The sequence below is a fragment of the Alsobacter sp. KACC 23698 genome (genome assembly GCF_045348435.1).
GTDB lineage: Bacteria > Pseudomonadota > Alphaproteobacteria > Rhizobiales > Beijerinckiaceae > Alsobacter.
Map to the genome: position 1 here is coordinate 4339609 of NZ_CP157484.1, position 23362 is coordinate 4362970.

General features: G+C 69.4%; 22 protein-coding genes. 11 read left to right on the forward strand and 11 right to left on the reverse strand.

Annotation, left to right across the window (positions count from 1 at the left end; genetic code table 11):
* Positions 1-38 precede the first annotated feature (38 nt).
* On the reverse strand, positions 39-935 hold the full coding sequence (locus ABEG18_RS20675; RefSeq protein ID WP_406854932.1) for an IclR family transcriptional regulator: 897 nt from the start codon (positions 933-935) through the stop codon (positions 39-41).
* Positions 936-1082: 147 nt separating this feature from the next.
* On the opposite strand from ABEG18_RS20675, the gene pimA reads away from it, so the two are divergent.
* The 5 genes from pimA (at position 1083) to ABEG18_RS20700 (ending at position 6964) form a co-directional block, all read left to right on the forward strand.
* Complete coding sequence (gene pimA, locus ABEG18_RS20680; protein WP_406854933.1) at positions 1083-2738, forward strand: dicarboxylate--CoA ligase PimA; 1656 nt, start codon at positions 1083-1085, stop codon at positions 2736-2738.
* A 71-nt stretch (positions 2739-2809) separates the two neighbouring features.
* Positions 2810-4009, forward strand: a complete 1200-nt coding sequence (gene pimC, locus ABEG18_RS20685) for a pimeloyl-CoA dehydrogenase large subunit (RefSeq protein ID WP_406854934.1) — start codon at positions 2810-2812, stop codon at positions 4007-4009.
* 3 nt (positions 4010-4012) lie between these two features.
* Positions 4013-5161 (forward strand): acyl-CoA dehydrogenase family protein, encoded by a 1149-nt coding sequence (locus ABEG18_RS20690; protein ID WP_406854936.1) that lies wholly within the window; start codon positions 4013-4015, stop codon positions 5159-5161.
* A 65-nt stretch (positions 5162-5226) separates the two neighbouring features.
* On the forward strand, positions 5227-6195 hold the full coding sequence (locus tag ABEG18_RS20695) for an NAD(P)H-dependent flavin oxidoreductase (protein ID WP_406854937.1): 969 nt from the start codon (positions 5227-5229) through the stop codon (positions 6193-6195).
* A gap of 19 nt (positions 6196-6214) precedes the next feature.
* Positions 6215-6964, forward strand: a complete 750-nt coding sequence (locus ABEG18_RS20700; protein ID WP_406854939.1) for an enoyl-CoA hydratase-related protein — start codon at positions 6215-6217, stop codon at positions 6962-6964.
* Between the two features lie 10 nt (positions 6965-6974).
* Here the strand turns inward: ABEG18_RS20700 and ABEG18_RS20705 are convergent, their stop codons facing one another.
* Entirely contained in the window at positions 6975-8699 is a 1725-nt protein-coding gene (locus ABEG18_RS20705; protein ID WP_406854940.1) for an IlvD/Edd family dehydratase, read from the reverse strand.
* Positions 8700-8911: 212 nt separating this feature from the next.
* Here ABEG18_RS20705 and hpaI point away from each other — a divergent pair, with 212 nt between their 5' ends.
* Together hpaI and ABEG18_RS20715 are read left to right on the forward strand one after the other, a co-directional pair.
* On the forward strand, positions 8912-9679 hold the full coding sequence (hpaI, locus tag ABEG18_RS20710) for a 4-hydroxy-2-oxoheptanedioate aldolase (RefSeq protein WP_406854941.1): 768 nt from the start codon (positions 8912-8914) through the stop codon (positions 9677-9679).
* Positions 9680-9764: 85 nt separating this feature from the next.
* Positions 9765-10778 carry an ABC transporter substrate-binding protein gene (locus ABEG18_RS20715; protein WP_406854942.1) on the forward strand — a complete coding sequence of 338 codons (1014 nt, stop codon included), beginning with the start codon at positions 9765-9767 and terminating at the stop codon, positions 10776-10778.
* Positions 10779-10789: 11 nt separating this feature from the next.
* Here ABEG18_RS20715 and ABEG18_RS20720 read toward each other — a convergent pair whose 3' ends face one another.
* From ABEG18_RS20720 to ABEG18_RS20750, 7 genes are all read right to left on the reverse strand, one after another.
* Positions 10790-11707: a hypothetical protein gene (locus ABEG18_RS20720; protein ID WP_406854943.1), complete on the reverse strand. Its 918-nt coding sequence runs from the start codon at positions 11705-11707 to the stop codon at positions 10790-10792.
* Positions 11708-11762: 55 nt separating this feature from the next.
* Positions 11763-12659, reverse strand: a complete 897-nt coding sequence (locus ABEG18_RS20725; protein WP_406854945.1) for a branched-chain amino acid ABC transporter permease — start codon at positions 12657-12659, stop codon at positions 11763-11765.
* Positions 12652-13425 carry an ABC transporter ATP-binding protein gene (locus tag ABEG18_RS20730; RefSeq protein ID WP_406854946.1) on the reverse strand — a complete coding sequence of 258 codons (774 nt, stop codon included), beginning with the start codon at positions 13423-13425 and terminating at the stop codon, positions 12652-12654. The genes ABEG18_RS20725 and ABEG18_RS20730 overlap by 8 nt, the downstream gene beginning before the upstream one ends.
* Positions 13425-14390 carry a branched-chain amino acid ABC transporter permease gene (locus ABEG18_RS20735; protein ID WP_406854947.1) on the reverse strand — a complete coding sequence of 322 codons (966 nt, stop codon included), beginning with the start codon at positions 14388-14390 and terminating at the stop codon, positions 13425-13427. The genes ABEG18_RS20730 and ABEG18_RS20735 overlap by 1 nt, the downstream gene beginning before the upstream one ends.
* A 7-nt stretch (positions 14391-14397) precedes the next feature.
* Complete coding sequence (locus ABEG18_RS20740; protein ID WP_406854948.1) at positions 14398-15105, reverse strand: ABC transporter ATP-binding protein; 708 nt, start codon at positions 15103-15105, stop codon at positions 14398-14400.
* The gene (locus tag ABEG18_RS20745) at positions 15102-16238 is read right to left on the reverse strand and encodes an ABC transporter substrate-binding protein (protein ID WP_406854949.1); all 1137 of its coding nucleotides are present in this window, start codon (positions 16236-16238) and stop codon (positions 15102-15104) included. Before ABEG18_RS20745 ends, ABEG18_RS20740 begins: the two co-directional genes overlap by 4 nt.
* Before the next feature lie 79 nt (positions 16239-16317).
* On the reverse strand, positions 16318-17097 hold the full coding sequence (locus tag ABEG18_RS20750) for an IclR family transcriptional regulator (RefSeq protein ID WP_406854950.1): 780 nt from the start codon (positions 17095-17097) through the stop codon (positions 16318-16320).
* A 160-nt stretch (positions 17098-17257) separates the two neighbouring features.
* Here ABEG18_RS20750 and ABEG18_RS20755 point away from each other — a divergent pair, with 160 nt between their 5' ends.
* The 4 genes from ABEG18_RS20755 (at position 17258) to ABEG18_RS20770 (ending at position 20738) form a co-directional block, all read left to right on the forward strand.
* The gene (locus tag ABEG18_RS20755; RefSeq protein ID WP_406854951.1) at positions 17258-18076 is read left to right on the forward strand and encodes an HpcH/HpaI aldolase family protein; all 819 of its coding nucleotides are present in this window, start codon (positions 17258-17260) and stop codon (positions 18074-18076) included.
* Positions 18073-19014 (forward strand): DUF6282 family protein, encoded by a 942-nt coding sequence (locus ABEG18_RS20760; RefSeq protein WP_406854952.1) that lies wholly within the window; start codon positions 18073-18075, stop codon positions 19012-19014. Before ABEG18_RS20755 ends, ABEG18_RS20760 begins: the two co-directional genes overlap by 4 nt.
* A gap of 72 nt (positions 19015-19086) precedes the next feature.
* Positions 19087-20019: a 3-keto-5-aminohexanoate cleavage protein gene (locus ABEG18_RS20765; RefSeq protein ID WP_406854953.1), complete on the forward strand. Its 933-nt coding sequence runs from the start codon at positions 19087-19089 to the stop codon at positions 20017-20019.
* Positions 20019-20738 carry an NAD(P)H-dependent oxidoreductase gene (locus ABEG18_RS20770; RefSeq protein ID WP_406854955.1) on the forward strand — a complete coding sequence of 240 codons (720 nt, stop codon included), beginning with the start codon at positions 20019-20021 and terminating at the stop codon, positions 20736-20738. The genes ABEG18_RS20765 and ABEG18_RS20770 overlap by 1 nt, the downstream gene beginning before the upstream one ends.
* On the opposite strand, the gene ABEG18_RS20775 is transcribed toward ABEG18_RS20770, so the two are convergent.
* The gene (locus ABEG18_RS20775) at positions 20735-21766 is read right to left on the reverse strand and encodes an ArsR/SmtB family transcription factor (RefSeq protein WP_406854956.1); all 1032 of its coding nucleotides are present in this window, start codon (positions 21764-21766) and stop codon (positions 20735-20737) included. The genes ABEG18_RS20770 and ABEG18_RS20775 overlap by 4 nt on opposite strands.
* Before the next feature lie 41 nt (positions 21767-21807).
* Positions 21808-23352, reverse strand: coding sequence for an alpha-N-arabinofuranosidase (locus ABEG18_RS20780; protein WP_406854957.1), 1545 nt, complete (start codon positions 23350-23352; stop codon positions 21808-21810).
* Positions 23353-23362 lie beyond the last annotated feature (10 nt).

Below are 23362 nucleotides of genomic sequence, written 5' to 3' on the forward strand. Positions count from 1 at the left end.
GAGGCTGCTGGGCGAAGGGGGCGGTCGCGCGGATGCGCTCAGCCCGTCTCCTCGGCGATGTCAGCAAGATGGGTCCCTCCCTGGTGCGTGCGGGCCGGTTGGCGGCCTCTGGCGTTGCGCGGCCCTGCTCCATCGGGAACCGGGCCTCCGTTCAGCGTGGCCTCGACGGCGCTCACCATGGCGGCGAGGCGGGGGCCGATGTCATTCTCCAGCCGGTCGCGGGTGAAGCGGAACGCCGGCGCCCCGCAGTTGAAGGCCAGGGGCCGGCTGCCGTCGCGCGGCGTCAGCGGGACGCCCACCGAATGCACGTCGTCCTGCCACTCGCCTTCCGAGACGGTGAAGCCGCGCCGGGCGAAGTCCTCCAGCGCCCTCTCGACGCCGTCGCGCACCGAAGGCCAGCGCTCGCCGAAGCGCGGCGCCATGCTGTCGTAGAGCTCGGCCCGCTCGTCCGACGGCAGCGCCGCCAGAAAGGCGCGCCCCATCGCGGTCGTCGCCATTGGGATGCGCGAGCCGATGTCGAGGCGCACCGTGAGGGCCGTGTCGCTGCGCGCCTGGGCCACATAGATCATGCTGTTGCGGTCGCGCCCGCCGAGCGCCACGGCCCCGCCGGCATAGTCGGCCAGCTCCTGCATGTGCGGCTGCGCGACATGGCGGATGCCGATATTGGCCAGCGCCGAGTAGCCGATCGCGAGCGACGCGGGGGCGAGTTCATACTTGCCGAAGCGCGGGACAGCCGTGAGATAGCCGAGCTTCGTCAGCGTGTAGGTGAGCCGCGTCACGGTCGGCTTCGGCAGGCCCGTGCGGGCCGCGATCTCGTGGTTGCCGAGCAGGCCGTCATGGGGCCTGAACGCCCGCAGGACGTCCAGTCCGCGCGCCAGCGCCACCACGAATTTGCGGTCGCCCTCCGCGCTGTCGTCCTCGTCCCGGTCCGGCATCCCGCTCCTCTGGTCCGCCCTCGCCGGGGCGTTGACAGGAAGCTCACCAGACTTCTAGCCTGCTCGTCAAGATGCGAAACGCCATTCCGCACTGCGGAACTGATGGGAGGCAGACGTGACCGCTCGGCCCGCGACGGATCAGACCGCGTGACCGGGCGCGCCCCTTTCGCGTGGGAAAAATCCTATGCGCCCGGCGCCCGCTGGGACGCGCCGATCGCGCGCTGCACGCTGCCGCAGCTGCTCGACCGCGCGGTGGCCCGCTATGGCGACGGCGTCGCGATCGAGTTCCGCGACGTGAGCCTGAGCTTCGCGGAGCTCGGCCGCCGCGTCGACGCGATGGCGGCCGCCCTGCTCCGCGCCGGCCTGGGGCCCGGGGCCACGGTGGCGCTCTATCTGCCGAACACGCCCTGGCACCCGGCGGCCTTCTTCGGAGCCAGCCGGGCGGGCGCGCGGATCGTCCATCTCAGCCCGCTCGACGCCGAGCGCGTGCTGGCGCACAAGCTGCGCGACAGCGGCGCCCGCACTCTCTTCGCCACCGATCTGGGGACGAGCCTCCTGCCCACGGCGGTCCGCCTGCTCGACGCCGGGCTGCTGGACCGCGTCATCGTCGGCGAGGACGCCGCCTGGGGCGGGGACGGCCCCAGGACGGCCCTGCCCGACCGCCCGGACGTAATCCCGGTTTCGCGCTTCGCGGCCGCCGCGAGCCCGCCCCCGTCCTGGCCGGAGCAGTCCATCGACGACGTCGCGCTGCTGCAATACACCGGCGGGACGACCGGCCTGCCGAAGGGGGCCATGCTGACCCACGGCAACCTGACCGCGGCCGTGTCGATGTACAACGCCTGGCTGGAGGGCCAGGGCCTGTCCCGGCCTGGCGCCGACCGGGTCATCGGCGTCCTGCCTCTCTTCCACATCTACGCGCTCACCACGATCCTGCTGCGCCAGATCGACCGGGGGAACACCATCCTGCTGCGCGCCCGCTTCGATGTGGAGCAGACGATCCGCGACATCGAGCAGGGCCGCGCGACCTCCTTCCCGGGCGTCCCCACGATGTGGATCGCGCTCGCCAACCATCCGGGCGTCGACAAGGTGGACTTCTCGTCGATGATCCATTGCGCCTCCGGCGGCGCGCCCCTGCCGGTGGAGGTGGCGCGGCGCTTCGAGCGGCTCACCGGCCGCAGGCTGGTGGGCGGCTGGGGCATGACCGAAACCTCACCGGCCGGCACGAACCTCCCTGAGAACGGCCCGTCCAAGCCCGGCACGATCGGCATCCCGCTCCCCGGCGTGGAGCTCGACATCGTGTCGCTGGACGACCCGACGCGCACGCTGCCCCCCGGCGAGGTGGGCGAGTTGCGCGTCCGCGGGCTCAACGTCACCAAGGGCTACTGGAACCGCCCGGAGGAAACCGCGCAGTCCTTCGTGGGCGACCGCTTCCTCACTGGCGACGTCGGCTATATGGACGAGGACGGGTTCTTCTTCATCGTCGACCGCAAGAAGGACATGATCATCTCGGGCGGCTTCAACGTCTATCCGCAGATGATCGAGCAGGCGATCTACGAGCACCCCGCCGTCGCCGAATGCATCGTGCTCGGCGTGCCGGACGAGTACCGGGGCGAAGCCGCCAAGGCCTTCGTGACCCTGCGCGACGGCGCCGAGCCGTTCTCGATGGACGATCTCAGGCTCTTTCTCGCCGACAAGGTCGGCAAGCACGAAATGCCGACCGCGCTGGAGTTTCGGGCCTCGCTGCCGCGCACTCCGGTCGGCAAGCTCTCGCGCGCCGAACTGCGCAAGGAAGCCTCGCCCTGACCGGCGTCTTCCGCACGGAATGGTTTAGGGATAAACGGTCTTAACGAGGCCAAGCCAACAGGACGCACGCCATGGACCTGCGCTTCACCGACAAGGAGCTCGCCTTCCGGGACGACGTCCGCGCCTTCTTCAAGCAGGCGCTGCCGCCGCAGATCCGCGACAGGATCACGTCCGGGCATCACCCCACCAAGGACGACCTCGTCACCTGGCAGCGCATCCTGAACGCCAAAGGCTGGGCCGTGCCCCACTGGCCGCGCGAGTGGGGCGGCACGGACTGGACGCCGGTCGAGCAGTATATCTTCCAGGAGGAGATGCAGATGGCGCCGGCCCCGCAGCCGCTGCCCTTCGGCGTCAACATGGTCGCGCCCGTGATCTACACCTTCGGCAGCGAGGCCCAGAAGCAGCGCTTCCTGCCCCGCATCGCCAATATCGACGACTGGTGGTGCCAGGGCTTCTCGGAGCCCGGCGCCGGCTCCGATCTCGCCTCGCTGAAGACGCGCGCCGAGCGCCAGGGCGACCACTATGTCGTCAACGGCCAGAAGACCTGGACCACGCTGGCGCAATACGCCGACTGGATCTTCTGCCTCGTGCGCACCGACCCCGCCGCCAAGAAGCAGATGGGCATCTCCTTCCTTCTCATCGACATGACGACGCCCGGCGTCACCGTGCGGCCGATCCAGACCATCGACGGCGGGGCCGAGGTCAACGAGGTCTTCTTCGACGACGTGCGCGTGCCGGTCGAGAACCTCGTCGGCGAGGAGAACAAGGGTTGGGACTACGCCAAGTTCCTGCTCGGGAACGAGCGCGTGGGCATCGCCCGCGTCGGCGTCTCCAAGGAGCGCATCCGCCGCATCAAGCAGCTCGCCGCGATCGAACTCGCCGGCGGACGCCCGCTGATCGAGGACCGGCGCTTCCGCGAGAAGCTCGCCGCCGTCGAGATCGAGCTCAAGGCGTTGGAGATCACCCAGATGCGGGTCGTCGCGGCCGAGGGCCGGCGCGAGCGCGGCAAGCCGGACCCGGCCTCATCGGTGCTGAAGATCAAGGGCTCCGAGCTGCAGCAGGCCACCACCGAGCTGCTCATGGACGTCATCGGCCCCTATGCGATGCCCTATGACCCCCATTCGGAGGAAGGCTCCAACGAGCCGCCGGTCGGGCCGGACTGGGCGGCCATGATCGCGCCGAACTACTTCAACACCCGCAAGGTCTCGATCTATGGCGGCTCGAACGAGATCCAGAAGAGCATCATCGCCAAGGCCGTTCTGGGGCTCTGACACATGGATTTCGATCTCACCGAAGAGCAGCGGATGCTGAAGGACAGCGTCGGGCGCCTCCTCGCCGACGCCTATGACTTCGACGCCCGCAAGCGCATCGTGGACTCCGAGCCCGGCTACAGCCCCGCCGTCTGGGCGCAGTTCGCCGAGCTGGGCCTGCTCGGCCTGCCCTTGGCCGAGGAGGACGGCGGCTTCGGGGGCGGACCTGTCGAGACCATGATCCTGATGGAGGCCTTCGGCCACGCCCTCGTGGTGGAGCCCTACCTCGCCACCGTGGTGCTGGCCGGGGGGCTCATCCGCCACGCGGGGAGCGCCGAGCAGAGGGCCGCGCATTTGCCCGCCATTGCGGCTGGCGAGTTGCGCATGGCCTTCGCGCATGCCGAGCGCCAGGCGCGCTACGATCTCTTCGACGTGGCCACGACGGCCACGCGCGACGGCGCGGGCTGGCGCCTCGACGGCCAGAAGGGCCTCGTGCTGCATGGCGACGGGGCCGACAGGCTCGTCGTCTCGGCCCGCACGGCCGGCTCCCCGCGCGACCGGGACGGGATCGGCCTCTTCCTGGTCGACGCGAACGCTCCCGGGGTGAGCCGCCGGGGCTATCCGACGCAGGACGGCCATCGCGCCGCCGAGATCGCGCTGTCGGGCGTGCACGTCCCCGGCGAGGCTGCGATCGGCGACCCCGGCGCGGCCCTGCCGCTCATCGAGCGCGTCACCGACGAAGCCATCGCGGCGCTCTGCGCCGAGGCGGTGGGCTGCATGGAGGAAATGCAGGCGATCACGGTCGATTACCTCAAGACGCGCCAGCAATTCGGGACGACCATCGGCTCGTTCCAGGCGCTGCAGCACCGCGCCGCCGAAATGGTGGTGGCGCTGGAGCAGGCCCGCAGCATGGCGATGTTCGCCACCATGACGGCGGCGTCGCCCGACCCCGCCGAGCGCGCGGCCGCAGTGGCGGGCGCCAAGGTGCAGATCGGCCGCTCGGGCCGGTTCGTCGGCCAGCAGGCGATCCAGCTCCATGGCGGCGTGGGAATGACCATGGAGTACAAGATCGGGCATTATTTCAAGCGCATGACGATGATCGACACGCTCTTCGGCGACGCCGACCACCATCTTTCCCGGGTGGCGGACGCCGGCGGGCTGATCAACGTCTAGGCGCGGCCGTCCCGCCCCGCATTTCAGCCGTCCGCCCGCCCTGGCGGCCTTTTTCCGAGGAGCCGATGCCGCTTCCCGCCATCCTGCAAGGCAGCCTCAGCCTGCCCGTCATCGGGTCGCCGATGTTCATCGTGTCGACCCCCGACCTCGTCATCGCGCAGTGCCTGGCGGGGGTGGTGGGGTCGTTCCCGGCGCTGAACGCCCGGCCCAAGGAGGAGCTGGAGCCCTGGATCCTGCGCATCAAGGGCGAGCTCGCGGCCGCCCGCGCGCTGCACCCGGCGCGCCCGATCGCGCCCTTCGCGGTGAACCAGATCGTCCACGCCTCCAACGACCGGCTCGACCATGACGTCGACCTGTGCGTGAAGCACGAAGTCCCCATCATCATCACCAGCCTGCGGGCGCCCGGCGCCGTGGTCGACCGCATCCACGGCTATGGCGGCCTCGTCTTTCACGACGTCATCTCGATCCGGCACGCCGAGAAGGCGCTGGCGGAGGGCGTGGACGGCCTCATCCTGGTCTGCGCCGGCGCGGGCGGGCACGCCGGGCCGCTCAGCCCCTTCGCGCTGGTGGGCGAGGTGCGCAAATTCTATGACGGCCCGATCATCCTGTCGGGTTCGATCGCCAACGGGCGCTCGATCCTGGCCGCCCAGGCGATGGGAGCCGACCTCGCCTATATGGGCACGCGCTTCATCGCCACTCGCGAGGCCAACGCCGATCCGCGCTACAAGGTTATGATCGTGGACGCCTCGGCGGCCGACATCGTCTACACGCCGCTGTTCACGGGCGTGCCTGGCAACTACCTGAAGCCCAGCGTCGCCCTGCAGGGGCTCGACCCGGACAACCTGCCGACGGCCGACAAGACCGCGATGAATTTCAGCGCCGGCAAGGGCAAGGCCTGGCGCGACATCTGGGGCGCTGGGCAGGGCGTGGGGCTGGTCGACGACGTGCCCGCCACGGCCGACCTCGTCGCCCGCCTGCGCGACGAGTATGCTGCCGCCCGTTCGGCCCTGGCGGCCCAGGCTTCGCCGTTCTGACCCGGCCTTGGAGTGACCCATGACAGATCCCATTCGCCGCTCCATGCCCGCTTCCGGCCTGCTCCAGCTGGAGATCAACCGCCCGGAGCGCCGCAACGCGCTGAACGCCGCCGCCTATGAGGGCCTGATCGCCGGGCTGGCCGACGCCGCGGCGGACGACGCCGTCAGGGTCGTGGTCCTGACCGGGGCGGAGCGCTGCTTCACCTCCGGCAACGACATCGCCGACTTCATGACCCGGGCCGAGGAGCCCGGCGGCCACGCGGCGATCCGCTTCCTGCGCGCCATCGCGTCCTTCGACAAGCCGGTCGTGGCCGCCGTCGAGGGCTTCGCCATCGGCATCGGCACGACCATGCTGCTGCATTGCGACCTCGCTTATGCGGGCCGCTCCGCGCGCTTCAAGCTGCCCTTCGTGCCGCTCGGCATCTGCGCCGAGGGCGCCTCGACGCTGCTGCTGCCCCAGGTCGCGGGCGCGAAGCGCGCGTCCGAGATGCTGCTGCTGGGGGAAGAGTTCTCCGGCGAGGCCGCCGCCCGGGACGGGCTCGTCAACGAGGCGGTCGAGGACGGCCAGGCCCTCCCCCGCGCGCTCGAACGCGCGACCGCGCTCGCCGCCCTGCCGGCGCCCTCCGTGCTGGCCACCAAGGCGCTGCTGCAGAAGGCCCGCCGGGCCGCCACGCTGGAGACCATCGCGGCCGAGGCGGCGGAGTTCGACCGGCTGCGCCGGCTGCCCGAGACGCAGGCCCGCTTCGCGGCCTTCATGAGCAAGGGCTGATCCCGGCGCGCTATCTCGGGAGCGGATGCTTTCGCAGGAAGTTGAAGTCGCAGCCGTGCTCGGCCTGGAGCACCTCGTCCCAGTAGAGCTTCTTGTAGCCGCGCTCGGGCGCCGCGTGGGGCGGGCTCCAGCCCTGTCGGCGGCGGGCGAGTTCGGCCTCGTCGACCAGCAGGTCGATGCGCCCCGCCGCGACGTCGAGCGCGATCCGGTCGCCGTCGCGCACCAGCGCCAGCGGGCCGCCTTCGGCCGCCTCCGGGCTGATATGCAGCACGATCGAGCCGAAGGCCGTGCCGCTCATGCGAGCGTCGGAGATGCGCACCATGTCCTTCACGCCGGCGGCCGCCAGCTTGCGCGGGATCGGGATGTAGCCGGCCTCCGGCATCCCGGGGGCCCCTTTCGGGCCGGCGTTCTGCAGCACCAGCACGTCGTCGGCCTTCACGTCGAGGTCCGGCGCGTCGAGCCGCTCCGCCATGTCGGCCAAGGACGAGAACACCACGGCCCGGCCCTCGTGCCGGAGCAGAGCCGGCGTCGCGGCGGCCTGCTTGATCAGCGCGCCGTGGGGGGCCAGGCTCCCGCGCAGCACCCGCAGGCCGCCGCCCTGGTGGATGGGCCGCGACACCGGGCGGACGACGTCCTGCTCCCAGCCCGGCGGCGCGGCGTCGATCTCCTGGCCGAGCGTCCGGCCCGTGACGGTGAGGCTCTGGGTCTCCAGATGGCCGCTGATCTCGCGCAGGATCGCAGCGAGCCCGCCCGCGCGGTGCAGGTCCTCCATGTAGTGCTGGCCCGAGGGCTTCAGGTCGACCAGCACCGGCGTCTCGACGCCCATGCGGTCGAACTTGTCCATGTCGAGCTCGACGCCGAGCCGGCCCGCGATGGCCACCAGGTGGATGAGGCCGTTGGTCGATCCGCCGATGGCCTGCAGCACGCGCAGCGCATTGTCGAACGCGCCCGCCGTCATGATCTGCGACGGCCGAAGCCCCTCGGCGGCCAGCGCCACCGCGCGCGCGCCGGTCGCTTCCGCATGGCGCAGGCGGTCCGCGTCGACGGCGGGGATCGCGGCCCCGCCGGGAAGCATCATGCCCAGCGCCTCGGCGCAGAGCGCCATCGTGCTGGCGGTGCCCATCACCATGCAGGTGCCAGGCCCCGGCGCGAGCTTGCCGCTGATCTCCTCGATCTCGTCCGCCCCGATGGCGCCCGCCCGGTGCTGGCCCCAGAGCCGGCGGCAATCCGTGCAGGCGCCGAGCCGCTCGCCCTTGTGCGAGCCGGTGATCATCGGCCCCGTCACGGTGAGGATCGCCGGGACGTCGGCGCTGCCCGCGCCCATCAGCAGCGCCGGAACGGTCTTGTCGCAGCCGCCGATGAGCACGACCGCGTCCATCGGTTGGGCGCGGATCATCTCCTCCGCGTCGATCGCCATCAGGTTGCGCAGGAACATGCTGGTGGGATGCGAGAAGGACTCGTGCATTGAAATGATGGGGAATTCGAGCGGCAGTCCGCCCGCCAGCATCACCCCGCGCTTGATCGCCTCGATCAGGTCCGGGACGTTCCGGTGGCAGGCGTTGTAGGCTGAGAAGGTGTTGGTGATCCCGATGATGGGCCGGGCGAGCGCGTCGTCCGAATAGCCCATCGCCTTGATGAACGCCTTGCGCAGGAAGAGCGAGAACTCCGCGTCGCCATATTGGGCGAGGCCCTTGCGCATGCCGGTCTGGGCGTCTGGCTTGGTCCTGTCCGACATCGGCGTCTCCCTGCTGCCTCGCCGCTTTCGCGGTCTGTTGTTCGCGACCACGCGTTTCTCGCACGTCTGGCGCGGCCCTTGATAGCCGGTTCCGGGGTCCCGACCTCAAAAGCGGACCTGCCATGAGCCATTGACATCGTGACCGCCGGCATGGTCCACGCGCATCATGGTGGACACGGCGCCGCCCGGCGCGCGAGACCGAGGCTGAACCCATGCAACTCCCGCAGAACGCCTTCAAGCGCGCCATCCTGGCCGGACGCCAGCAGATCGGCCTCTGGTGCAGCCTGCCCGGCGCCTACGCGGCGGAGGCCATGGCGGGCGCCGGCTTCGACTGGATGCTGCTCGACACCGAGCACTCGCCCGGCGACCCGCTGACCGTGCTGGCGCAGCTGCAGGCCGTCGCGCCCTACCCGGTCTCCCCCATCGTGCGGCCGGCCAGCAACGACGCGGTGCTGATCAAGCGCATCCTGGATTTCGGCGCCCAGACCCTGCTCATCCCCTATGTGCAGAGCGCCGCCGAGGCGCAGGCCGCGGTCGCGGCGATGCGCTATCCGCCGCGCGGCATACGCGGCGTCTCGGGCGTTACGCGCGCCACCGGCTTCGGCCGCATCGCCGGCTACGCCCGCCGCGCCGAGGAGGAGCTCTGCCTGCTGGTGCAGATCGAGACCCGCGAGGCGCTGGACCGCCTGGAGGAGATCGCGGGCGTGGACGGCGTCGACGGCGTCTTCATCGGCCCCGCAGACCTCGCCGCCAGCCTCGGCCATGTCGGCGAGGCCGGCCATCCAGAGGTGGTGGCCGCCATCGAGGACGCGATCCGGCGCATCCGCGCCTGCGGCAAGCCCGCCGGCATCCTGACGCCCGACAACGCCTTCGCGCAACGCTGCATCGAACTCGGCGCCGTCTTCACGGCCGTCGGAGTGGACGCCAGCATGCTGGCGCGGGCCGCCGAGGCCCTGGCCAAGCGGTTCAAGCCCTCCTGAGCCGTGCGGCACCCCGGACCGGCGTTGACCTTTCCGCCGCCTCGCCGATGATGCCTGCCCCGACACGCCCGACAAGGACAGCGCCATGACCCCATTCCGAACGCTCAGGGCGCTCGCCGCCGCATCACTCCTCATGGCGGGCGCGTCCGGCGCCCAGGCGGAAGTCGGCCAGGTGCGCATCTCCAAGGGCTTCGGAATTCTCTATCTGCCGCTGATCGTCATGGAGGACCAGAAGCTCCTGGAGAGCCGCGCCGAGAAGGCCGGCCTCGGCCCCCTCAAGGTGGAGTGGCTGACGCTCGACGGCGGCAACGTCATCAACGACGCCATGATGACGGGCGCGCTCGACTTCGCCGGCATCGGCGCGCCGGGCTTCATCACGCTGTGGTCCAAGGCGAAGGGCATCCCGAAGGTGGAGGTCGTGGGCGTGTCGGGGATGAGCTCGACCTCGCTCTGGCTCAACACCAACAAGGCCAGCATCACCGGCCTGAAGGACTTCACCTCCGCCGACAAGATCGCCATTCCGGGCATCCGGACGTCCCTGGCCGCGGTGGTGCTGGAAATGATGGTCGCCAAGGAGTTCGGGCGAGAGAACTACGGCAAGCTCGATCCCCTGACCGTCGGCCTCGCCCATCCGGACGGCGTGGCGGCGCTGATCGGCGGCAAGACGGAGATCACCGCCCACTTCACCTCCCCGCCCTTCCAGTATCTGGAGGTGAAGAGCCCCAATATCCGCCGCGTCGCGAACTCGGTCGACTATCTGGGCGGCATCACCCTCGACGTCACCTTCGCGCCCAAGCGCTTCGTCGACGCCAATCCCAAAACCACCCAGGCTTTCCTGGACGCGCTGGACGACGCCAACGCCCTTATCGCGGCCGACAAGCGTAAGGCCGCCGAGATCTTCGTCCGGAGCTCGAAGGTCAAGGTCGACGTCGACGAGGTCCTGAAGATGCTGGAGGACCCCGACACGCGGTTCTCCACCACGCCGACGGGCATGATGCAGTTCGCCGACTTCATGCAGCTGTCCGGGACCATCAAGACCAAGCCGGCCGTCTGGTCGGAGATGTTCCTCCCCGCCCTGCAGGGCCGTCCCGGCAGCTGAGGCCGATCTGGTCAGCCCTTCGGGGCCGCCTCCGGCAGGGGGTAATCCGTCGCGTTCAGCACCCATCCGGGCTTCAACGAGAAGTCGATCCGCGGCGGCGAGAAAATGTCGACGAGCTGGTTCACGCCCGGATCCATGCCGCGGGTCGTGTGGATCGCCGGCGGCGGGATGACGGTGACGGACGGGGTGCCGACGAACTCGTGCTCGTCGTTGCGCCACATCTTCATGTTGGGCGTCCACGGCCACCGCAGATGGTGGATGAAGGAGCCCTGCACCGAGAGCGAATATTGCTCGAAATCGTCGTGGTGGTGCGGCGACAGCTTGGTGATGTCGCGCGGTCCGGCCTGCGGGGCGAGGTAGTTCACCATGAAGGTGGTGCAGCGCCAGATCCGGCCGAAACGGCCCGGCTCGTCCGGCACGTCCAGGCTGTAGGTGCGGATCTTGAACCCGTCCGGCGGCGTCGGCCAGGCCTGGAAGGGCGGGATGTTGTGGTGCGGCTCGACATACGCGCCCGCATTCGAGCAGAGCGCCGCGAGGTCGGCCGAGCGGGTGGTGAACAGGCGCACGATGCGCCCGCCTTCCACCACCTCGACGACGCTGTCCCCGGGCGGCACGAAGGTCACCGAATAGCCGGCGACGGTCCTGGTCTCGCCCCCCGCCGTCACCCTCACGGACACGCCGGGGTCCGGCAGCAGCAACACCCACTCGTCGAGCTGGCCGCTTCGGCTGAAGCGCGCGCCGGCCTTCGCCTCCGAATAGCCGACCACGCCGTTCTGGCCTCGCATGTACCAGGTGCGGCCATCGGGGCCGCTCTCGGCGGGCTGCTCCTCGTAGAACTTCACGTAGTCGGCCGGCGAATAGGCCGTGAAGACGGGCGCGCTGGCCGGCGTGGCGGCGAGGCTCGCGCGGGGGTCGGACTTGTCATACATGATCGGACTCCGGAGACATGCGCCGGCGCTGGGGGCCGGCCGGGACGGCGGCGGCTCAGGCCGCCCGCCGGAAGCCTTTCAGGCCGGCGAAGATGCCGCTGGGGAAAAGCAGCAGCACCACCAGCAGCGTCGACAGCGCCGCGACGTTCTTGAATCCGGCCCCGAAGAGCACGATGGCGGCCGCCTGCAGCACCCCGAGCAGCACACCGCCCGCCAGCGCGCCGGCGGCGCTGCCGAAGCCGCCGATGATGGCCGCGATGAAGCCGTTGACGCCGAACGGCGTGCCGACATTGAAGGCGGTGACCTGCGTCGGCGTCACCAGGATGCCGGCCACGGCGCCGAGCGCGGCCGAGAGCGCGAAGGACACCAGCAGCATGCGCGAGACCGGAATGCCGAGCAGGGCCGCCGCCTCGCGGTTCTGCGAGCAGGCGCGCAACGCCCGCCCCGTGCGGGTGCGGGTGAAGAAGAGCCAGAGCAGCCCCACCATCAGGGCTCCGCAGCCCAGGATCCAGAACAGCTGGTAGCCCACCGCGACGTCGCCGAGCTTGAGCGGCCCGCCCTCCGTGAAGGACGGGATCGACCGCGGCTGGTCGCCCAGGGTCAGGATGGTGATCCGCTCGATCATGATCTGCGTCGCAAGCGTGGCCAGGATGATGGCGAACATGGTCGCGCCCCGGTTCCACATGGGCCGGACCACCAGCGTCTCGATCAGCATGCCGACCGCGGCGACGATCGGGACGGTCAGGATCGCGGCCAGAACGAGCGGGAGCCCGAGACGAGTGAGCAGGGCGTGGCACACCATGCCGCCCAGCATCACGAACACGCCCTGCGCGAAGTTCACGATGCCGCTGGCGTTGTAGATGACGCAGAACCCGATGCCGACGAGCCCGTAGATGAGCCCCACGCCGACGCCCGTCACGAGGCTCTGCAGCAGTTGCGTGATGTCAGCCATCGATCATCTCCACGCCGCCCAGATAGGCCGCGAGCACATCGGGATTGCGCCGGATCTCGTCGGGGGCGCCCTCGGCGATCGTCTTGCCGAAATCGAGCACCGCGATGCGCTGCGCCACCTTCATGACCAGCCCCATGTCGTGCTCGATCAGCAACACGGTCACGCCGCGGGCGTTGACGCGCTGGATCACGTCGGCCAGCGCCGCCGTCTCCTGCGTGTTGAGGCCGGCGGCGGGCTCGTCCAGCAGGATCAGCTTGGGATCGGCCGCCAGCGCGCGGGCGACCTCGAGCAGGCGTTGGCGCCCGTAGGGCAGCTTGTCGGCGACCAGGTCGCCCTGGTCGCCGAGGCCGACGAAGGCCAGCAACTCGCGTGCCTCGCGGGCGATGCGGGCGTCCTGCTCGCGCGCCCAGCGCGGGCGCAGGAGCGCGCTGAGCACGCCGCCGCGGGTGACGCGGTGAAAGCCGATCTCGACGTTCTCGGCCACCGTCAGGTCCTTGAAGAGCTGGACCAGCTGATAGGTCCGGATCAGCCCGCGCGACGCGATCGAGGCCTGCGGCAGCCCGGTGATCGGCTGGCCGTCGAACACCACCGCGCCCGAGGTCGGGACAAGCGCTCCCGCGATGGAGTTGAACAGGGTCGTCTTGCCGGCCCCGTTCGGGCCGATGACGGCGTAAATGGAGCCTTGCGGCACGTCGAAGCTGATCTGGTCGTTGGCCAGCAGGCCGCCGAACCGCATCGTGACGTTCTGGACGGAGAGCAGCGCCATCAGGGTCGCTCCCCCTTGGCGGCCTTGCCGCGGTCCAGCCACGGGCCGACCAGCGCGCCGAGGCCCGACAGACCCTTGGGGGCGAAGATCAGGATCGAGACCAGGATGATGCAGTAGGCGACGTCCTGCAGCTCCTTCAGGCCGCGCAGCGCTTCGGGGAGCAGGGAAACGATGACCGCCCCGACGACAGGGCCCCAGGTCGTCCCGATGCCGCCCAGATAGAGCATCGTGAAGCTGAGCACGACCATGGAGGTGCCGAAGACCTCCGGGCTGATGAAGCCGACGAAATGGGCGAAGAGCGAGCCCGCCACGGACCCGTAGGCCGCCGCGATCACAAAGGCGGCGAGCTTGTAGCGCGCCACGTTGACGCCGAGCGCCGCCGCCGCGGGCTCGCTGCCGGCGATCGCGGCCAGCGCGCGGCCGAAGCGCGAATGGCGCAGGCGGCTGGAGATCCACACGCCGAGCAGCAGGAAGCCGACCAGCACCACCAGCATCTGCTTCTCGCTGGCGAGCTCGTAGCCCAGGATCCCGAGGGGCGGAATGCCCGAATAGCCCATGTAGCCCTGGGTCAGGCTCGTCCACTCGATGGTGATCTCGTAGGTGATCAGCCCGAGCGCGAAGGTCGCCATCGCCAGATAGTGGCCGCGCAGCCGCAGCGTCGGGTAGCCGACCGCGAAAGCCACCAGCGACGACAGGCAGGTGGCCAGGACGAGGGCGATCAGCGGCTCCACCGCGTAGGTGGCGGTGAGAATGGCCGAGCAGTAGCCGCCCACCGCCGCGAAGGCGTTCTGGCCGAACGAGGCCTGGCCCGTATAGCCCATGAAGAAATTGAGCCCGGTCGCGAACACGCCGTAGATCGCCGCGAAACCCAGCACGGTGACGATGTAGCCGCTGGAGGTGAGCGCATAGGCCAGCAGGGCCAGCGCGGCCAGGACCGGGGCGGCGGGCGCGGCGAGGTCGCGCAAGCGAGACCTAGTGGAGGTAATAGCGGGCGAGGTCATGGTGGGACCTGATCTCGGAAGCGGGGAGTTCGGCCGCGATGCGCCCGAGCGAAAGCACGTAGACCCGCTTGGCCAGCTTCAGCGCCAGCGGGGCCTTCTGTTCGACGAGCAGGATGCCGAGGCCCCGCCGGTTCAATTCGCCGAGCGTGGACAGGATCTCTCCGGCGACGCGGGGCGCCAGGCCCAGCGACGGCTCGTCGAGCATCAGGAGTTTCGGTTCGGCCATCAGGGCGCGCCCGATCGCCAGCATCTGCTGCTCGCCGCCCGAGAGCGAGGACGAGATCTGCTCGACGCGCTCCTTCAGCCGCGGGAACAGCTCGAACACGGCGCCGAGCTGCTTGTCGATGTCGCCGCCCGGGCGCGTGTAGGCGCCGAGGATCAGGTTCTCGCGCACCGACATCTGGCCGAAGAGGCCTCGGCCCTCCTGCACCATGATGACGCCGAGCTCGGCCAGCTTGTGCGTCGGCAGGGCGGTGACGTCCCGGCCATCGAACATGATGCGGCCCTGCGCCGGCGTCAGCCGGGTGAGCGCGCGAAGCAGCGTCGTCTTGCCGGCCCCGTTGGGGCCGAGCACCGTGACCAGTTCGCCGCGCCCGACATGCAGGCTCGTCGGCTTGAGGGCGTGCACCCGGCCGTAATGAGCCGAGATCTCCGTGACTTCGAGCAGCGGCCCGCTCATTTCAGCGCCACGAACTTGCCGTCCCGCAGGACCCCGATCTCGAAGGGGTTCTTGGTGATGCCGACATGCTGCTCGGGTGAGAAGTTGAACTGCGCGAAGGCTCCCTGCGTGGAGGGCAGCGTCTCCAGCGCGTCGCGCATCGCCGGCCCTTCGAGCGACTTGGCCTTCTCGGCGGCGGCGGCGATCAGCATCAGGCTGTCCCAGGCGCGAGCGCCGGCGTTGGGATCGCGGTCGCCGTGCTTGGCCCGCCAGACCTTGAGGAAGCTCTCGGCCGCCTCCTTGGCGGACCCGGCCGGGATCGCGTCCGGGATCTGCACCCCGGGCGCCACGAACAGGAAGCGCTCGCCCAACACCTCGCCGGCCTGGCGGAAGGTGGCCCAGTCGTCGAGGCTCGCCATGAGGATCATCTTGTCGAGGCCGAGGGCCTTGATGTTCTTGGCGGTCGTCACCGTGGAGCCGCCCTGGCCCATCTTGACGATGGCGCCCGCGCCGGCGGCGTTCATGCGGCCGATCTGGACGCTGACGTCCGCGTCGTCCTGCTTGTAGGATTCGACCGCCACGACCTCCAGGCCCATGTCCTTGGCGATCTTGGAGCCGAGATCCTTCATCAGCATCGCATAGGGCGTGGGATCGTGCAGGATCCCGACCTTGCGGATGTCTGTCTTGTCCTTCAGGTGCTGGTAGCGGGCCTCGATCTCGAAACGCGGCGGCGGCAGCACGCTGAAGGCCCATTTCTGCTCCTCCGGCCGCTGCGGCAGGATCGAGCACAGCATCATCGGGATCTGGGCCCGAACGACCGAGCCCGCCGCCGCGAAATTGCCGGCCGAGACGCAGCCGCTGTCGAAGATCTGGACCTGGTCGTTGGACATCATCTTGCGGTAGCCGACGACGGCCTCCTGCGGCTCGGAGCGGTTGTCCTCCACCACGAGCTCGATCTTGCGGCCGAGCACGCCGCCCTTGGCGTTGATCGCTTCGGCGGCGAGCTGCAAGCCGTCGCGCCAGGCGCGGTCGTTGACGGCGGCGTAGCCGGTCAGTCCCACCGAGGAGCCGACCTTGTAGACCTGCTGGGCCAGGGCGGAGGTGGACGTGAAGGCGAGCAATGCTGCGGCGAGCGCCCCGAGACGGCGGTCCATCGGTTTCCTCCTCGACGAGTTGTTCTGTTGTTCAGAACAACGTTTCGTTTTTGAAGTTTGAGGGCCGAACCCGAGCCTGTCAACCCCGATGGCCCATGGCCTGCGAGATGCGGCGGCCCGCCTCGACGATGCGGCGGATCTGCTCGGCCGACGGCTGGGCCTCGATGTACTGGATGGAGTCGACGATCCCGACGGTGCCGACCACGGCGTTGCTGACGTCCAGGATGGGCGCGGCCAGGGTGTTGATGCCGATCATCGCCTCGTTCGGGGCGACCGCCCATCCGCGCTCGCGGATCTGCTCCAACTCGCGGTCCAGGGTGGAGGCGCTCACGACCGTGTGGGGCGTCAGCATGTCGAGGCGCGAGCGCAGCACCCGCGACCGCAGCTCCGGCGGGCCGAAGGCCAGCGCCACCTTGCCCTGGGCCGAGCCGTGGAAGGACAGCAGCGACCCCTGCCGAACCCCGATCTCGATGGCGGATTTGCCTGAGACCGTCTTGAGGACGCGCACGCCCTCGACGTCCATCTGCGACACGACGGAGAAATGCCCGAGGCTGTCGCGCAGCTCCTGCAGGGCGCTCGTGGCCGCATTCGCGAGATCGAGGTCTTCGCTGACCGCGCGGCCCAGGGTCACCAGTCGCGGCCCGACCAGGTAGCGCTCTGTCTCGGGCGCCTGGCCCACATAGCCCTCCTGCACGAGGGTGCGCAGGTGACGGTGGATGCGGCTCTTCGTGGTCCCGAGCTCCTGCGCCAGCGTGGTGACGCCGAGCGGCTTTCCCGCCTGGGCGAGCGTCTCGAGGATCCGCAGCACGAGCACGACCGACTGGACGCCCTCGCCCGCCGCGCCGCTGATCTTGGGCATGAATGCGCTCCCATGGACCGGACCGGACGCTGCGTGAGCCTGCGCGCAGATGCGCCCGGCTCGAAAAGGGCTTGACAGCCCACGGCAGGTTGCCGGTATCGTTCTGAAAAATGAGATGATGTTCTAGTAGCCAGAACATATTAGGGAAGAGGCCTAGCCCATGTCAACCGGCTCCGGAGAGGCGAAACGGACCTTTCGCCAACGATTCCAGGACGGCGAGGTCCTGCTCGGGACCTTCATCAAGACCCCCACAAGCCACGCGATCGAGATCCTGGGCGGGCTCGGCTTCGACTTCGTCGTCATCGACGAGGAGCACGCGCCCTTCGACCGGGTCACGATCGACGTCGGGCTGCTGGCGGCCCGGGCGTCGGGGACGGCCGGGATCGTCCGCGTGGCGGAGCCCACTCCCGCCAAGCTCCTCGCCGTTCTCGACGACGGCGCCGCCGGCGTGCTCGTCCCGCATGTCTCCAGCGTCGAGAAGGCCAGGGACGTCGTCGCGTCCTGCCGTTATCGCGGCGGCGCGCGCGGGTTCTCCAACTCGCCGCGGGCCGGCGGCTATGGGACGCTCGGCGTCTGGGACCATGTCGACCAGGCCGACGCCTCCGTCACGGTGATCGCCATGATCGAGGACCCGGAAGCCCTGGACGACATCGACGCCATCGTGTCCGTCGACGGGCTCGACGGCTTCTTCATCGGACGGGGCGACCTCACGGTCGCTCTGGGCGCCACGGGCCTCGCCGATCCGAAGGTGCGCTCCGCCGCCGAAAAGATCCTCGCCGCCGCCCGCCGGGTCGGCAAGCCGGTCTGCCTCATGGTGGCCGACGCCGCCGAAGCCCAGGACTGGCGCGCGCTGGGCGCCAACGCCTTCATCGTTTCGTCGGACCAGGGCTTCATGCGCCAGGCCGCGGCCCGCACGCGCTCCGACTTCGCCGCGCTGGGCGCCCCCCAGCCCTCCCGCCAAGCAAGGAACCCGTCATGACCGCACCCTCCTCCAGCGGAGCCCTGGACCAGCGGATCGAGGATCTGCTCGTCGGCGCCATCGACCCGCACGTCCATAGCGGCCCGTCCATCGCGCCGCGCAGCGTCGATCACCTCGAACTCGCCCGGGAGGCCTCGGACGTCGGCTTCGCCGCCATCGTCACCAAGGACCACGACTATTCCGGCGTGATGACGGCGGCGCTGATCGCGCGCCATCATCCCGAGTTGAAGACGAAGGTCTATTCCGGCATCGCGCTCAACAATGTCGTGGGCGGCCTCAACCCCTATGCGGTCGAGCACACGGCCGCGATGGGCGGCAAGATCGTCTGGATGCCGACGCTCTCGGCCGAGAACCACTTCCGGTGGGAAAGGGAGTCCGGCCGCGCCCACCCGGCGTCCACCTCCAAGATCCGGCCGGCCACCGTCGTGCCCGTGCTGAACGACGACAAGACCGTGCGGGACGACGCCAAGGAGATCCTCGACATCCTCGCCCGCACCGGCATGGCGCTGGCCAGCGGGCACCTGCATGTGAGCGAAACCTGGATCGTCTTTGAGGAGGCCCGCAAGCGCGGCGTCCAGCGGTTGATCTTCACGCATCCCGAGGACATCGTCGACGCCAGCCTCAACGACGTGAAGGGCATCGCCGCCATGGGCGCCATGGTGGAGCATTCGCTCTGCATGTTCCTGGAGGGCAACAAGTTTCAGAGCTGCGCGCCCGAGGACTTGAAGAAGCACATCGATGCGGCCGGCGTGGACAACACCATGCTGTGCTCGGACCTGGGCCAGACCGGCAATATCAGCCCGGTGGAGGGCGTCCGCCGCGGCGTGAAGCTCTGCCTCGATCTCGGCTACGCGGATGAGGACATCCGCAAGATGGTGTCCCTCAACGCCGCCAAGGTCCTGGGGCTTGAAGGCGACCTGCCGTCGCGGGCTCACTGAAGGCATGCAGAATGGCGCCGCGCCGGGCCGTCCGGCGGGCGCACGCGGTCCCCCAATCCACGAGGTTTCACCATGGCGCAGCCCCGCAAAGTCGTCATCACCTGCGCGGTGACGGGCTCCATCCACACGCCGTCGATGTCGCCCCACCTGCCCATCACCGCCGAGGAGATCGCCGAGGCGGCGATCGGGGCGGCGCAGGCCGGCGCCGCAGTCGTTCACCTGCATGCGCGCGATCCGCAGGACGGCCGGCCGGACCAGTCTCCCGAGCGGTTCGCCCCGTTTCTGAAAGTCATCAAGCAGCGCTCGAACGTGGTGGTGAACATCACCACCGGCGGCGCGCCCACCATGTCGGTCGAGGAACGCCTGCGGCCGGTGGCGACCTTCAAGCCCGAAGTCGCGTCCCTCAACATGGGATCGATGAATTTCGGCCTGTTTCCGATGCTGGACCGCTTCAAGGAGTTCCGGCACGAGTGGGAGCGGCCTTATCTGGAGGGCTCGAAGGAGCGCATCTTCAAGAACACCTTCGCCGACATCGAGATGATCCTGCGCACCTGCGCGGACAACGGCACCCGCTTCGAGATCGAGTGCTACGACATCGGCCACCTCTATACGCTGGCTCATTTCGTCGACCGCGGCCTCGTCAAGCCGCCCTTCTTCGTCCAGAGCGTGTTCGGCATCCTGGGCGGCATCGGCACGCATCCCGAGGACGTCATGCATATGCGCCGGACCGCCGACCGGCTGTTCGGCGACGCCTATCGCTGGTCGGTGCTGGGCGCTGGACGCAACCAGTTCGCCATCGCGGCGCAGGCGGCCGCCATGGGCGGCAATGTCCGCGTCGGACTGGAGGACTCCATCTGGATCGGACCCGGCCGGCTGGCGCAGTCCAACGCCGAGCAGGTGACGCGCGCGCGCCAGATCATCGAGGGCCTGGGGCTGGAGATCGCCTCGCCGGACGACGCCCGCGAGATCCTGCAGCTCAAGGGCGGCGACCGGGTCGCGTTCTGATGCGCGCCCTCATCGTCTACGCCCATCCCGAGCCGACCTCCTTCAACGCCGCGCTCCGCGACGCCGCCGTGGCGGCGATCCGGGCCGCCGGCCACGAGGCCGAGGTCTCCGACCTCTACGCCGATCGCTTCGACCCGGTGGCCGGCCGGCGCGACTTCACCACCGTGGCCGACCCGGACCGCTTCCACTATCAGGCGGAGCAGGAACTCGCCGCCCGCACGGGCGGCTTCGCGCCGGACATCCAACGCGAGCAGGAGCGCGTCCGCGCCGCCGACGTGCTCATCCTGCAATTCCCGCTCTGGTGGGGAGCGCCGCCCGCGATCCTGAAAGGCTGGTTCGAGCGCGTGCTCGCCTATGGGTTCGCCTATGTGGACGGGCGACGCTTCGATACGGGGTTGTTCAAGGGGCGGCGGGCCCTGTTCTCGGTCACGACCGGCGGCACGCCCGAACGCTTCTCGCCCGAGGGCGTCTATGGCGACATCGGCCAGGTGCTCTATCCGGTGGAGCGGCTGCTGCTCCAGTATATGGGATACCAAGTCCTTCCGCCCTTCGTGTCCTACGCGGCGCCGCGCGTCTCTCAAGCCGAGCGCGAAGCCTATCTGCGCGATTGGGCCGACACGGTGACGGCGGCGGTCGGCACGCCAGTCCGACGCACCGAGCTCGACGCCCAGGCCAGCCTGAGCGGGGTGGGGTCCGGCGCGTGGGGCCGCAAGGTCTAGCGCGCCTCGCGCGGCCGCAGGTGCAGGCGCATCAGGATGTCCTGGTTGTGGTTGCCGAAGCCGCGCCCGAAGATGTTGACGCCGCCCGGATGCGACGCGCTCGGCTCGATGCCGACGCGCAGCCGGATCGAGTGGTGGTCGGAGAGCGACAGGTCCGCCAGCGACACGTCCGAGAGCTTCTGGTCGTTCATGAAGGAGCCTGACGGCGTGATGCGCCAGCGGGTCAGCACGCCATATTGCGAGCCTTCCAGCTTCCACCAGCGCGGAGTGAGCGCGCCGCGGCGGTCGCCATAGTCGCCCGGGCAGGTCCAGGTGCCGGCCTTCACGCCGTTCACCCACAGGCTGATGTCGGAGGGCCAGTTGGTGTTGGTGCCAGGCACCTCGGACGACAGCTCCATCTGGAACTCGATTTCGGCGAGATCTGCCTTCAGCACCTTGGCGTTGTTGGGGAACTTGTATTCGACGAAGCCCCGGCCGAACCAGATCAGCGCCGCCTGCACGCGGCACGGGTCGAGGAACAGGTCCGGCACGTCCAGTACGCCCATGATGCTCTGCGTCGAGCACATGCCGCAGGGCGCGGAGACGTCGTAGCTGGTGTAGAGGCCGAGCGGCATCTCCACCTCGATGACGTTCTTGTCCCGGCTGGGGTCGTCGGCGTCGAGCCGCACGACGATTTCGTCGAAGCGCGCCGAGCAGATCTTCTGCTGCCCCTTCGCGGCCTTGGCCATGTCGGTGAGGATCAGCTCGGACTCTTCGAGGATCTGGATGTTGGTCGCGATGGTGGACTGGGGCAGCCCGAGCTTTTCGGCGATCTGGTTGACGTTCAGCGCCCCGCTGCGGCGCAGCAGCCTGAGAATGCGCACCCGGACCGGCGACGCCAGTCCGCGAATGACGTCGAACTGGCGCTCCGGGTTCACCACCAGGAAGCTGCGCCCGGCGGCCTCCCGCGCGTCGTCGCGGGCCCTGTCGGCTTTGGCGGCGGGCTCCTTTGAGCCCGTCGCGGTCTTTGCGCCCTTGCGGTCCAGCATCGTTCGATCCCCAGCCGGACCGGCCCGCGGCCCCCGGCGCTTCAGTTCGCCTTCAGGTGAATGACGTTCCAGGAGGCGGGTTTCAGCGTCGCGCGGATGCGCCCGCCATCCACCACCACGCCATGCAGCGCCGCCGGCGTGACGCGCTCGGGCGCGTTCTTGTCGTTGATGGCGCCGAGATCGTCGTGCCGCAGCTCCAAGGCCTGGTCGACGACCAGCCGGCCGAAGCCGCGCGCATCGATGCTGACGTCCATGTCCTGCGTGATGTCGCGGTTGAGCAGGAAGAGCGACAGCCCGCCCTTCTCGTCGGCGACGGCCGACAGCTTGAGATAATCCACATTGGTGACCGGGTAGGACACTTCCTGCGATCCGCGCGGGTCGTAGTATTCGGAATCGTAGCTTTCGCTCTCCACCTGCGCGCGCAGCACCTTGCCGCGGCCGAACTTCGACATCTGCGCGAAGGGGTGGAAGATGGTCTGGCGCCAGGCCGGGCCGCCGGTCTCGGTCATGATCGGCGCGATCACGTTCACGAGCTGCGCCAGGCAGGCCGACTTCACGCGATCGGCGTGGTTGAGGAGCGAGATGCAGGCGCCGCCGAAAGCCAGCGCGTCCTCCATCGTGTAGATCTCCTCCAGGATCGGCGGCGCCACCGGCCAGCCTTCCTTGACGCGATCCTGGCGCTTGCGGCGGGTCCGGTACCACACGTTCCACTCGTCGAAGCTCAGCATCATGCGCTTGGTGGAGCGCCGGCGCGCCGCGACGCCGTCCGCGATGGCCACGACCTCGTCGATGAAGTTGTCCATCAGGTCCGGCGAGGCCAGGAAGGAGGCCGTGTCCTCCTTGTAGTTGTTGAGATAGGTGTGCAGCGAAATGAATTCGGCGTGGTCGAAGGTGTGCTCGAGCACCTCGTCTTCCCAGCGCCCATAGGTCGGCATGTTGCGCGCCGAGGAGCCGCAGGCGGCGAGCTCGATGGTCGGGTCGATCCAGCGCATCATCTTGGCCGCTTCCTTGGCGACCATGCCGTATTGCGTGGCGGTCTTGTATTCCATTTGCCAGGGGCCATCCATTTCATTGCCCAGGCACCAGAATTTCACCGCGTGCGGCTGCTCCCAGCCGTGCTGCTTGCGCAGGTCGGACCAGTAGGTGCCGCCCGGGTGATTGCAGTACTCGACCAGATTGCGGGCCGCGTCGCCGCCGCGCGTGCCGAGGTTCACGGCCATCATGGGCTCGACCTCGGCGGCCTTGCACCAGTCCATGAACTCGTTGGTCCCGAAGGTGTTCGGCTCCGTCGTAAACCACGCGAGATCGAGCCGCGTCGGGCGCTGGTCCACCGGGCCCACGCCATCTTCCCAGTTGTAGCCCGAAACGAAGTTGCCGCCGGGGTAGCGCATGATGGTCGGTCCGAGCTCGCGTACGAGATCCAGCACGTCGCGGCGAAAGCCTTTCTCGTCGGCAGTCGCATGGCCGGGCTCGTAGATGCCGCCATACACGCAGCGCCCGAGATGCTCGACGAAGGCGCCGAACAGGCGCGGGTCGGTCTGCCCGATCGCGAAGTCGCGATCCATGAGGACGGTGGCTTTTCTCATCGTGGTCTCC

Coding starts and splice junctions, on each gene's coding strand:
- ABEG18_RS20675 (WP_406854932.1), bottom strand. CDS start 935: ATGCCGGACCGGGACGAGGACGACAGCGCGGAGGGCGACCGCAAATTC.
- pimC (WP_406854934.1), top strand. CDS start 2,810: ATGGACCTGCGCTTCACCGACAAGGAGCTCGCCTTCCGGGACGACGTC.
- ABEG18_RS20690 (WP_406854936.1), top strand. CDS start 4,013: ATGGATTTCGATCTCACCGAAGAGCAGCGGATGCTGAAGGACAGCGTC.
- ABEG18_RS20695 (WP_406854937.1), top strand. CDS start 5,227: ATGCCGCTTCCCGCCATCCTGCAAGGCAGCCTCAGCCTGCCCGTCATC.
- ABEG18_RS20700 (WP_406854939.1), top strand. CDS start 6,215: ATGACAGATCCCATTCGCCGCTCCATGCCCGCTTCCGGCCTGCTCCAG.
- ABEG18_RS20705 (WP_406854940.1), bottom strand. CDS start 8,699: ATGTCGGACAGGACCAAGCCAGACGCCCAGACCGGCATGCGCAAGGGC.
- hpaI (WP_406854941.1), top strand. CDS start 8,912: ATGCAACTCCCGCAGAACGCCTTCAAGCGCGCCATCCTGGCCGGACGC.
- ABEG18_RS20715 (WP_406854942.1), top strand. CDS start 9,765: ATGACCCCATTCCGAACGCTCAGGGCGCTCGCCGCCGCATCACTCCTC.
- ABEG18_RS20720 (WP_406854943.1), bottom strand. CDS start 11,707: ATGTATGACAAGTCCGACCCCCGCGCGAGCCTCGCCGCCACGCCGGCC.
- ABEG18_RS20725 (WP_406854945.1), bottom strand. CDS start 12,659: ATGGCTGACATCACGCAACTGCTGCAGAGCCTCGTGACGGGCGTCGGC.
- ABEG18_RS20730 (WP_406854946.1), bottom strand. CDS start 13,425: ATGGCGCTGCTCTCCGTCCAGAACGTCACGATGCGGTTCGGCGGCCTG.
- ABEG18_RS20740 (WP_406854948.1), bottom strand. CDS start 15,105: ATGAGCGGGCCGCTGCTCGAAGTCACGGAGATCTCGGCTCATTACGGC.
- ABEG18_RS20745 (WP_406854949.1), bottom strand. CDS start 16,238: ATGGACCGCCGTCTCGGGGCGCTCGCCGCAGCATTGCTCGCCTTCACG.
- ABEG18_RS20750 (WP_406854950.1), bottom strand. CDS start 17,097: ATGCCCAAGATCAGCGGCGCGGCGGGCGAGGGCGTCCAGTCGGTCGTG.
- ABEG18_RS20755 (WP_406854951.1), top strand. CDS start 17,258: ATGTCAACCGGCTCCGGAGAGGCGAAACGGACCTTTCGCCAACGATTC.
- ABEG18_RS20760 (WP_406854952.1), top strand. CDS start 18,073: ATGACCGCACCCTCCTCCAGCGGAGCCCTGGACCAGCGGATCGAGGAT.
- ABEG18_RS20765 (WP_406854953.1), top strand. CDS start 19,087: ATGGCGCAGCCCCGCAAAGTCGTCATCACCTGCGCGGTGACGGGCTCC.
- ABEG18_RS20770 (WP_406854955.1), top strand. CDS start 20,019: ATGCGCGCCCTCATCGTCTACGCCCATCCCGAGCCGACCTCCTTCAAC.
- ABEG18_RS20775 (WP_406854956.1), bottom strand. CDS start 21,766: ATGCTGGACCGCAAGGGCGCAAAGACCGCGACGGGCTCAAAGGAGCCC.
- ABEG18_RS20780 (WP_406854957.1), bottom strand. CDS start 23,352: ATGAGAAAAGCCACCGTCCTCATGGATCGCGACTTCGCGATCGGGCAG.